The 2,638-nt window shown below is 66.2% G+C and carries 1 protein-coding gene and 2 pseudogenes; 1 reads left to right on the top strand and 2 read right to left on the bottom strand.

The features are described from left to right. Positions 1-578 (bottom strand): annotated as a pseudogene (locus tag BMX17_RS24690) (hypothetical protein); the annotation flags it as partial. 427 nt (positions 579-1,005) lie between these two features. Here BMX17_RS24690 and BMX17_RS24685 point away from each other — a divergent pair. Next, on the top strand, positions 1,006-2,133 hold the full coding sequence (locus tag BMX17_RS24685; protein WP_092665259.1) for a glycosyltransferase: 1,128 nt from the start codon (positions 1,006-1,008) through the stop codon (positions 2,131-2,133). A gap of 31 nt (positions 2,134-2,164) precedes the next feature. Here BMX17_RS24685 and BMX17_RS24680 read toward each other — a convergent pair. Further along, a pseudogene (locus BMX17_RS24680) lies at positions 2,165-2,638 on the bottom strand (hypothetical protein); the annotation flags it as partial.

The following is a 2,638-nucleotide window of genomic DNA, read 5'->3' as shown; positions in this document are numbered from 1 at the left end:
CCCTCGGGGAGCGGATACTCGTCGGTGTCGGGATAGCCCGGCGTGCTGGCGTAGATAGCGTTGTCGGGCATATCCTGAATGTTCGTCCGGTCGATCCGTAGCGTGCCAGCGTGGTTGCGGTAGACGTAGATGCCGGTGACGCCAGGGTAGGCGTCGTCCGGTGCGCCGTCGGCGAAGTAGAAGTTCTCGATCCGGCCAGTACTTCCCCGATCGACCGCCGCCCGGAACGGCTCGCGTTTCTCGTACTGGTCCCAGACGCCCTTGATTCCGACGTTGCGAACGACCCAGTCGCTCCCGGTCGCCTCGATGTCGAAGGTCGCCCCCTCGGCGCTGATGTCGATCAGCACGTTCTCGAACCGTTCGCCCGACGAGACGACCTTCTCGAAGCGGTCGCCGGCGGGGACTTTCACGACATCGTAGTCTTCACTTCCCGTGGCAGTTGCTCCGCCGGTACCGGCGAGACCCACTGTCGTGGCGATGGCCGAAGCGCCGAGCGCTCCGAGATACGACCTTCGCCCCAGTCGGATGCGATCGACTCGCTCGATGTCGTCGGCGACGTCCTCTCTTCGATCTGTCATACGGGCTGATTAGCAGATGCTTACTCTATATAAAGATAATCTTTGCTTACTTTTAAAATATAATCTTGGCACGTAAAAATATATAACTGGTACGGAAAGCCGAGTATCGTGACCGTAACGATGGGGAGCCAACAAGCAACGTGTAACTATCCGGGAGCGACCGGTACGCATCGCAGATCGAAACCTCCGAGCGCGCAACTACCGCGACACCGATCGGCCCACTGTCACTTCCCGGTCAGGTCGTGTGAGTAGGTAGCAACTATCGGTTGCGTCGACCGGCCCGGTCGGTGAGGGATCCGACCCGCGCAGATCCGACGGTGAGCCCGATCGGACGAGGGACGATCCCGCTCGTGCGATCGGCGTCGGCGAGACGAGACACAGCGGAATTCGCTCTATTACTAACATCGACGGCGGTCTCGCCGTCGATATGACACAGCCGTCGACCGCGAGCGAGGCGTCGGTGTTGATCGTGGCCGACTTCGCGGAGAACGTCGAGAAAGTCGAGCGCCACGTCGGGCCGGTCGGGATGGTGGCCGAACCGACGCTGCTGTGTGTCGACGCGCCCGACGACGTGGCGGGCGTAACCGTCGCATCGGTCTCGCCGGTCGGGATCAGACCGCTCGATCTCCTGGCGCTGTCGGTGGTTGCGGTCCTCGAAGCACTGCGGGGCGAGTACGAACTGGTCGGGTCGTACTCGTTGCTCCCCTACGGCGTGATCGCGCTGATCGCCGGTCGTGCCGCCGGCGTCCCGACCCATCTCGGCGTGATCGGGAGCGATATCGACGTGCACGCGACGGCGCGGTACGGCGCGGCAGTCAGGTGGCTGATGAGCCGGTTCACCGTCGTCTCGGTGACGGGACGCACACACCGCGACCGGCTCGCCGAACTGGGCGTCACGCCGGGCGCGGTCGAGACGCTGGCGAACCCGATCCGGCCGGCGGCCTACCCCGTGTCCGACGACACCGAGCGGTCGATCGACCTCCTCTGGGTCGGTCGGTTCGGGCCGGAGAAAAACCCCGTTCGGTTCGTCGATATCGTCGACCGACTGACCGAGACGGTCGCGGGCGACCTCAGGGTCGTCATGCTCGGGACCGGCGTCCGCCGGGAGGCGGTCGAAGCGGAGATCCGGCGGCGCGGCCTGGCGGACATCGTGGAGCGACCGGGGTGGGTCCCGGAGCCGGCGACATACTACCGGCGAGCGCGGGTCTACGTCCTCACGTCCGAACGTGAGGGGCTCCCGCTGACGTTGATTGAGGCGATGGCGTCCGGCGTGCCAGCGGTGGTTCCCGACGTGGGGAACGTCCGCGACCCAGCGACGGACGGGGACAACGCGCTCGTCGTGGCCGACAACGCCGTGGAACCGATGGCGACGGCCGTCCAGCGCCTCCTGACCGACGAGGCGTTACGGTCACGGCTGGCGACCAATGCGACCGACGTGCGCGAAGATTACTCCTACGACGCGGCGGCGGCCGACTGGCGAGGCATCCTCGAAGCGGCCGGCGTCTATACGTCCTCGTCCGAATCGACCGTCGAGTCGCCCGCCGTCTCGCCGTAGCGCCGGTCTCAGGTCTCGAACCACCGCGTAGTCAGGCATCGCCGTCACTGGACCCGCTCGCGGCTGCCTCGGCGCTCCGCGGGACACCCGCGGGTGGCTCGGTCCGGGGTCGGCCGACCGATTCCCCGTGGAGGACGTTGCCGTCCCGATAGCGGTGGATCGTCTCGAACCGGCAGTTCTCGACGGTCACGGCGGCCTCGTCGCTCGCGTCCCAGCCGCGAGCGCCGACCACCACGTCGCCGTGACTGCTGTCGGCCAGGTCGCAGTCGATGGCCCGTGTGTGCTCGAACCGGCCGATGAATCCACGGTGGCCGCCGACGGCGACGCAGTTACGGGCGAACGAACCCGCCGTGCCCAGTCGGAAGTGTGCGGCCAGACAGTCCGCGGCGTAGGAGTTGGTAATCTCGACTACACCCCCGCCGCCCTCGGGGAGCGGATACTCGTCGGTGTCGGGATAGCCCGGCGTGCTGGCGTAGATAGCGTTGTCGGGCATATCCTGAATGTT

Source organism: Halorientalis persicus (assembly GCF_900110215.1).
GTDB lineage: Archaea > Halobacteriota > Halobacteria > Halobacteriales > Haloarculaceae > Halorientalis > Halorientalis persica.
This window is presented reverse-complemented; position numbering and strand designations above follow the sequence as displayed.

Excerpts from the sequence above, each read along its gene's own strand:
- BMX17_RS24685 (WP_092665259.1), top strand. The coding sequence starts at position 1,006 with ATGACACAGCCGTCGACCGCGAGCGAGGCGTCGGTGTTGATCGTGGCC.